Origin of the sequence: Burkholderia sp. HAN2018 (assembly GCF_024704855.1) — a bacterium.
In the GTDB taxonomy this organism is placed as follows: Bacteria; Pseudomonadota; Gammaproteobacteria; order Burkholderiales; family Burkholderiaceae; genus Burkholderia; species Burkholderia cepacia.
Genome location: NZ_QOBB01000301.1, coordinates 1 through 7,113, shown reverse-complemented (window position 1 = coordinate 7,113; position 7,113 = coordinate 1). Strand labels below are relative to the sequence as shown.

The 7,113-nt window shown below is 66.9% G+C and carries 7 protein-coding genes; 1 reads left to right on the top strand and 6 read right to left on the bottom strand.

Translation table 11 applies throughout. The annotated features are described in order from the left end of the window. Window positions 1–85: 85 nt before the first annotated feature. From DPV74_RS37370 to DPV74_RS37345, 6 genes are all read right to left on the bottom strand, one after another. The gene (locus DPV74_RS37370) at window positions 86–916 is read right to left on the bottom strand and encodes a hypothetical protein (protein WP_060318826.1); all 831 of its coding nucleotides are present in this window, start codon (window positions 914–916) and stop codon (window positions 86–88) included. A 62-nt stretch (window positions 917–978) separates the two neighbouring features. Beyond that, the gene (locus DPV74_RS37365) at window positions 979–1,734 is read right to left on the bottom strand and encodes a hypothetical protein (RefSeq protein ID WP_230965534.1); all 756 of its coding nucleotides are present in this window, start codon (window positions 1,732–1,734) and stop codon (window positions 979–981) included. A gap of 35 nt (window positions 1,735–1,769) precedes the next feature. Then, window positions 1,770–2,507, bottom strand: a complete 738-nt coding sequence (locus DPV74_RS37360; protein WP_059697849.1) for a hypothetical protein — start codon at window positions 2,505–2,507, stop codon at window positions 1,770–1,772. A 215-nt stretch (window positions 2,508–2,722) separates the two neighbouring features. After that, window positions 2,723–3,286 (bottom strand): barstar family protein, encoded by a 564-nt coding sequence (locus tag DPV74_RS37355; protein WP_021159266.1) that lies wholly within the window; start codon window positions 3,284–3,286, stop codon window positions 2,723–2,725. A gap of 16 nt (window positions 3,287–3,302) precedes the next feature. Next, window positions 3,303–3,734 (bottom strand): ribonuclease domain-containing protein, encoded by a 432-nt coding sequence (locus tag DPV74_RS37350; protein ID WP_006476946.1) that lies wholly within the window; start codon window positions 3,732–3,734, stop codon window positions 3,303–3,305. Between the two features lie 376 nt (window positions 3,735–4,110). After that, entirely contained in the window at window positions 4,111–6,453 is a 2,343-nt protein-coding gene (locus DPV74_RS37345) for an NADP-dependent malic enzyme (protein WP_276141590.1), read from the bottom strand. A 134-nt stretch (window positions 6,454–6,587) separates the two neighbouring features. Between DPV74_RS37345 and thiL the strand changes: the two genes are divergently transcribed. Then, a partial coding sequence (gene thiL, locus DPV74_RS37340; protein ID WP_119339001.1) for a thiamine-phosphate kinase occupies window positions 6,588–7,113 on the top strand: 526 nt, incomplete at its 3' end.

The following is a 7,113-nucleotide window of genomic DNA, read 5'->3' as shown; positions in this document are numbered from 1 at the left end:
GCTCGCGGCGCGCTGGGGCGGGTGGTGATCGCGAGGCGCGGCCGGGCACGCCCCGCGGCATGACGCCGGCGCACGGCGACGCGTGTCAGCGCGCCGCGCTGAATGGTTCGATGTCGATGACGGGGGAAGTCTGGAGCGCGGATGCCAGCGCGTCGAGGTTGTCCGCGTCGAGCGCGAGCGTCGGCCCGGTGATCCGCAGTTTGCGCGCTGGCGGCGTCGCCCGGATCGCCGTGATCAGCGGGCCGCGATAGCGCAGGTTCATCATCATCTGCACCGCCTGCACGATGCTGACCGGCCTGCCGCCCTGCTGGAACGTGGCCGCGTCCACCGTGTCGTTCCAGCCCTGGATGAAGCCGCCGGCGTCGATCCGCGTGTTCAGGTCGATCCACCGCTGCTTCTTCGCGTCCGCGCTGTCGTCCGACGCCCGCAGCGCGTCGGACGCGCGGCTCACGTCGGCATCGTGCTTCGCGCGCCATGCCATGTAGCCGAGCGCGAACACCATGTTGTCCGGCAGGATGTCGTCGTCCTGCACGACATCGAACAGGCGCCGCGGCGCCTGTTGCGCGACAAACGCCGGCGTCAGGATCCACACGCTCCCGTTGCGCAACGCGCCGGTCGTCCTGCCGAGCGCGGGCTCGCCGCTGTCGACCGCGATGCGCGTCAGCAGGCCGGCGTCGACCAGTTCGTCCAGTTGCGCCGCCAGCGCCGGCGACGCGTGAATCGCGGCGGCCACCGCCGCGTACTGGTCCGCTGTCGAGCGCGTGCGCAGATCGGCGAGCAGCCGCTCGACGGCCGCGTGCGCCGCCGGCGAAACCGGCAGCGCGACCGGCTCGGCGGCGTTGTCGCCCGCCACAGCCGCTCCGCACATCGAAACGGCCACCGCGACAACCAGCATCCCTCGCGTGAGGATCTTCATCGTTCACTCCCCGTTCGAATGCACGGCATGCCGGCCATGTGCAGCGGCCGGGATCGCGTCGCTTACTTGTCGGCTTCTCCGCCCGCCGAGCCGATCGGCCCCAGCAGCGCATCAACCAGCGGCGACAGCACGTCACCCGGAGAACCCGTGAGCCAGCCCTTCTCGTTCGTGCCGTAGAGATCGACCTGCCCCGTCACGGGGCGGCCCATCGGGGCCTCGTCGTAGACGCGCGCCATGCCCGAGAAAAACGCGGCGAGGAAGGCCGTCCGGGCCTTGTCGGTCTTCAGGCGCGGGTTGCCCAGCTTCCCCTTCAGCGCCTTCACGCCGGGCTCCACATCGACGACACGGCACGAAAAATCGACCGTCGCGATCGATTCGCCCGCCACGTACTCGTTCGGCTTCTGCGTCGAACCGGTCGCCTTGCATTCGGAACGGGCCAGCACATGCTGATACGACGTGATCGACGCGCTGATCGGTTCGCGCAATGCCGCGCGAGACCTGGCCGGCATCTTCGACAGCAGCGCGGCGATCATGTTGTCGCGCATCGTGTCGCCGAGCTTCGGGATCGCCGCGACGTCGAGTGCGTCCTTGCCGTCGAAGCGCGTGCGCATGGCATCGTTGAACTGCGCCGCCTTGGCGACGTCGCCGTTGACGAAGGTGCCGAGATACAGATCGGTGGTCTGCTCGGGCGTCAGCACCGCCGCGTGCGCGGCACCGCCCGCGACGAGCGCAGACAGCACGGCCGCGCGCGTCGCGCGGAACAACGGAAAACGCGCGCCGCGGCGCGCATGAAGGGAAACGTCCATCGGTCGGGTCATGTCGGTATCGAATCGATCGGGCCGGCGCGGCAGCCTCATTGCTGGCTGGCGGCGACCGCCGCGACAACCGGGCCGGACAGCGCATCGACGACGGGCTTCAGCAGGCTTTCGGGGCTGTCGGTCGTCCAGCCCTTGCTGTCCGAACCGACCATCTCCACCTGCCCCTTGATGCGCCGGCTGACCGGGGCGTCGTTGAACGCGCGCGCCACGTCCGTGAACGTCGTCCTGACAGCCGCGAAGCGCTGCTGGTCGGTTTTCGCGTTCGCGCGCGCTTTCGTGGCCGCGTCGCCCGGCGGCGTGACGTCGGCCACCTTGCACTCGAAACTGACCGTGGCGCGTTCCTGCCCCTTCCCGCCGGCACCCGGCGTGCGCTTGACGCCGGTGACGTTGCATTGCGAGCGCCGCAACGCGCCCGTGTACGCGACCAGCATCGAGTCGAGCGACGGCGCCAGCGCTTCGCGCGCGGATTCCGACATCAATGCCAGCGTCTGCCCGAGCATCTGTTCGCGCATGTCGCCGTACATGTCGGCCGGCAGCAGCATGTTCCGGGCCTCCTTCGGATCGGCGGTCTCGCGCACCGTGTCGTTGAATTGCTCGACCTTCGCCGCGTCGTTGTTGACGATGGCGCCCAGATAAACGTCGACGGTCTGTTCGGGTGTGAGCGCCGCGGCCTGCGCGGCAAGCGGGATGCCGAGCGACAGCGCACACGTGGCCAGCGCGCGGACGAGCGGACGGCGCGCACGGGCGCGCGCCGCAAATCGGGTAGCGGTCATGGGAAAACGGCCCTCTCTCGAATGATTGGTGTTGTGCGCCCGGCGCGGCGGCCGCGGCCGGGCTGACCGATTGTCGCGGAAAAAGGTGCGCGATGAAAGGCTTTTGTCGGGCCGGGCGCGGCGCGTGCAGCGCATCGCGCGCGGACGCAAAAAAGCCCGCTCGAAGCGGGCTTTGGGCGGGTGTTTCGCCGGATCGGCCGTTGGCCGGCCCGTGCTTACGCGAACGAGTAGAACACGCGGAACGCGACCTTGCGCTCGGCCCAGAATTCGGCCGCCTCGCGGAACACGTCGAGCAGCGTCTCGCGCCCTTCCTTGTCGAATTTCTGCGCGATCGGCAGCCCTTCGAGGACGATCACGAAACCGGGCTGCGCGCCCGCCTTCGCGACGAGGTCGGTCAGGCAGTCGTACAGCGCGTCGTAGTTCTTCCCGAAATGCTTCGGGAACAGGAACGACGTCGCGATCGTTTCCATCACTTCCTGCTTCGACTGCGCGGCGCCGCAATACGCATACAGGAAATGCTGGCCGAGCCGGCCGGCTTCGTCGGCAAGATCCTGCACGCGGAACGCGCGGATCGACTGCACGAGATTGGGTCGCACGGTCGTGAAAAGGCTCATAGGCTCCTCGTTCGATGAAAGCCCGGGCTCGGCTTCCTGTTGCTCCGGCGTGCCGCCGGCCTGCGCCGCCGCGTGCAGTTGAATCACGCGCTGAAACAGGTTGCCGTCGCCGGCCGCGAACAGTTCCGCCGCCGCCGTTTCGTGCGCGTAGATGGAGTCGCTCATGCCATTCGTCCCGAAGTCATTCAACAATACGTTTAAAACTGTTGTAGTGGTCGCCCGTGTAATAACAGTTGTCGATCCGGCGCAACGGCCCGCCACAGACGATCCGGCGCGCGCCGCGATTGCGGGCACGTGGCGTCGGTACCGTGTACTCATGGTAGTAGCCGCGCTTCGCTTTTGGCAGGATCCGCTCGCGGTTGCCAAACACGACGCCGTCTTTCTCGTACGGATAGGGGCCGCCGGCGCCGATCAGGCCCAGCGTGGTCACGGCCTCGCGCGGAAGACTGGCGGTCGGGATCGTATCGAGCCCGCTCGCCGCGACGTCGGCCGGAACGGCCTCCCGTGCGTAAGCGGCGGAAACCAGACTGCCCGTCGGCGTGCCGACGATACCCATCGCGAACATCGCGAAGACGGACGCGAGCGCGCCGTTGCGGAGCCACTTGCGTGCCATGAACCAGGGTTCCCGCTGTTAAATCAAGTAGTTGACGACCAACAAAGGCGTTAGCGTAGCGTTATTGGCCGCGCGAATCAATGTCCGTTTGGGAATCGAAAGCATCGCGATGTCCGGAATTACGCATTTTTTACCGAAATCACACTACATTTATCTTGCACAAGATAAAATAAAAGCGGCATCTCTCGTACGGCAAGACCTGCCTCCTTGCCGCACTCGCTACCAGGAGTGGAGAGATGCTGCTGTTGCCTTGAGGGAAGCGCGTTTGCGCCCTGCCCGCGGCGTGCCCATTGCGGGCACGCCTCTTTTTGCTTTTGTTTACAATTTCGCCCGACGCGCCACGCCGGTTCGACCGGCCTGGCGCGTTCGTTTTGGCTCAGCGCGCGGCGTTCACGTCGGCGACCAGCAGCGCCGCCATGTTGACGATGCGACGAACGGTCGCCGATTCGGTCAGCACGTGCACCGGCTGTGCGGCACCCAGCAGGATCGGCCCGATCGCGATGTTGTTGCCCGCAGCCGTCTTCAGCAGGTTGTACGCGATGTTCGCGGCGTCGATGTTCGGCAGGATCAGCAGGTTCGCTTCGCCTTCCAGCGTCGATTCCGGCAGGATTTCCTTGCGCAGCGCCGCGTCGAGCGCGACGTCGCCGTGCATCTCGCCGTCGACCTTCAGCTCCGGTGCACGTTCCTGCAGGATCGCGAGCGTATCGCGCATCTTCTTCGCCGAAGGTGCGTTGCTCGTGCCGAAATTCGAGTGCGACACCAGCGCGACCTTCGGCTCGATGCCGAAGCGGCGCACTTCTTCCGCGGCCATGATCGTGATCTCCGCCAGTTCCTCCGGGGTCGGATCGACGTTCACGTGCGTGTCGACGAGGAAGATCTGGCGGCCCGGCAGCACGAGGCCGTTCATCGCCGCGTACACGCTGCAGCCCGGGCGCTTGCCGATCACCTGGTCGATGAAGTGCAGGTGGCGGTGCGTGGTGCTGATCGTGCCGCAGATCATCCCGTCCGCTTCGCCTTTCTTCACCAGCATCGAGCCGATCAGCGTGGTGCGGCGGCGCATCTCGACGCGCGCGAGCTGCTCGCTGATGCCCTTGCGCGCCATCATCTTGTAGTACGTCTGCCAGAAGTCGCGGTAGCGCTCGTCGTGCTCGGTGTTGACGACCGTGAAATCGGTGCCCGGCGTCAGGCGCAGGCCATAGCGCTGGATACGGTGCTCGATCACCGACGGGCGGCCGATCAGGATCGGCTTCGCGAGTTTTTCGTCGACGATGATCTGAACGGCACGCAACACGCGCTCTTCTTCGCCTTCCGCGAATACAACGCGCTTCTTCTCTTCCGGCGCGGCGCGCGCGATCTGGAAGATCGGCTTCATCGTCGTGCCGCTGTGGTACACGAACTGCTGCAGGTGCTGCTTGTAGGCGTCCATGTCCTCGATCGGGCGCGTCGCGACGCCGCCGTCCATCGCGGCCTGCGCGACGGCCGGCGCGATCTTCACGATCAGGCGCGGATCGAACGGCTTCGGAATCAGGTATTCGGGCCCGAACGACAGATCCTGGATGCCGTATGCGGTCGCGACGATGTCGCTCTGCTCGTGCTGCGCGAGCTCGGCGATCGCGTTGACGGCCGCGATCTCCATTTCACGCGTGATCGTCGTCGCGCCGACGTCGAGTGCGCCACGGAAGATGAACGGGAAGCACAGGACGTTGTTGACCTGGTTCGGGTAGTCGGTGCGGCCGGTCGCGAGGATCGCGTCGGGCCGCACTTCGAGCGCCGCTTCCGGCAGGATTTCCGGCGTCGGGTTCGCCAGCGCGAGGATCAGCGGGCGCTCGGCCATGCCCTTCACCATCTCCGGCTTCAGCACGCCGGCGGCCGACAGGCCGAGGAAGATGTCCGCGCCGTCGATCACTTCGGCCAGCGTCCGGGCTTCCGTTTCGCGGGCGAAACGCTCCTTGTCCGGGTCCATCAGCTCGGTGCGGCCCTTGTAGACCACGCCGGCCAGGTCGGTCACCGTGATGTTCTCGAGCGGCAGGCCGATGTCGACCAGCAGGTCGAGACACGCGAGCGCGGCCGCGCCCGCGCCGGACGCGACGAGCTTGACCTTCTTGATGTCCTTGCCGACGACCTTCAGCCCGTTCGTGACGGCCGCGGCCACGACGATCGCGGTGCCGTGCTGGTCGTCGTGGAACACCGGGATCTTCATCCGCTTGCGCGCTTCGCGCTCGACGATGAAGCAGTCAGGTGCCTTGATGTCTTCCAGGTTGATCCCGCCGAAGGTGGGCTCCAGCGCGGCGATCACGTCGACGAGCTTGTGCGGATCCGACTCGTTCAGCTCGATGTCGAACACGTCGATGCCCGCGAACTTCTTGAACAGCACCGCCTTGCCTTCCATCACCGGCTTCGACGCGAGCGGCCCGATGTTGCCGAGGCCGAGCACTGCCGTGCCGTTCGTGACGACGCCGACCAGGTTGCTGCGCGCGGTGAAGCGTGCCGCGTTGAGCGGATTCTCGACGATCTCCTCGCACGCGTACGCCACACCCGGCGAGTACGCGAGCGCGAGGTCGCGCTGGTTGATCATCTGCTTGGTCGGGGCGATCGCGATTTTCCCGGGGGTCGGGAATTCGTGATAGTCGAGGGCGGCTTCGCGGAGCTTGGCTTTGGAGGAGGATTGGGTGGACATGTGTCTCGTGACGGGCGGATTAGAATAACTGTTCGACGGCATTGTAGCGCCAATCATCGGCCGCCAGACCGGCGATTCGGGTGCAACAGCCGCGACAAAAATGTACCGGATGGTGCAGAAGCGCCGCCGTTCGCCTCGTACAATGCCGTTCCTTCAACCGTTCCGGATCGCCCGCCGTGCCAGCCGCCCTCTCCGAGTTTTCACTGATCGAACGCTTCTTCACGCGCCGCGCCGCGCAGGGGGCGCGCGCGTCGACGCTCGGCATCGGCGACGATTGCGCGCTGATCGCGCCGCGATCCGGGAAATTGCTGGCCATTTCGACGGACATGCTGGTGGAAGGCCGCCACTTCTTTCCCGATGTCGCGCCCGAAGCCCTCGGCCACAAGACGCTCGCGGTCAACCTGTCCGACCTCGCGGCGATGGGCGCCGAACCGCGCGCCTTCACGCTCGCGTGCGCGCTGCCGCGTGCCGACGCGGCGTGGCTGGAAGCGTTCAGCAACGGGCTGTTCGCGCTCGCCGAGCGCTACGGCTGCGAGCTGATCGGCGGCGACACCACGAGCGGTCCGCTGAACCTGTGCGTCACCGTATTCGGCGAAGTCGCGCCCGACGCCGCACTGCGGCGCGATGCCGCGCGCGACGGCGACGACGTCTGGGTGTCCGGCACGCTCGGCGACGCGCGCGCCGGCCTCGGCGTCGCGCGCG

Excerpts from the sequence above, each read along its gene's own strand:
- DPV74_RS37370 (WP_060318826.1), bottom strand. The coding sequence starts at position 916 with ATGAAGATCCTCACGCGAGGGATGCTGGTTGTCGCGGTGGCCGTTTCG.
- DPV74_RS37355 (WP_021159266.1), bottom strand. The coding sequence starts at position 3,286 with ATGAGCGACTCCATCTACGCGCACGAAACGGCGGCGGCGGAACTGTTC.
- DPV74_RS37350 (WP_006476946.1), bottom strand. The coding sequence starts at position 3,734 with ATGGCACGCAAGTGGCTCCGCAACGGCGCGCTCGCGTCCGTCTTCGCG.
- DPV74_RS37360 (WP_059697849.1), bottom strand. The coding sequence starts at position 2,507 with ATGACCGCTACCCGATTTGCGGCGCGCGCCCGTGCGCGCCGTCCGCTC.
- DPV74_RS37345 (WP_276141590.1), bottom strand. The coding sequence starts at position 6,453 with ATGCCGTCGAACAGTTATTCTAATCCGCCCGTCACGAGACACATGTCC.
- DPV74_RS37365 (WP_230965534.1), bottom strand. The coding sequence starts at position 1,734 with ATGACCCGACCGATGGACGTTTCCCTTCATGCGCGCCGCGGCGCGCGT.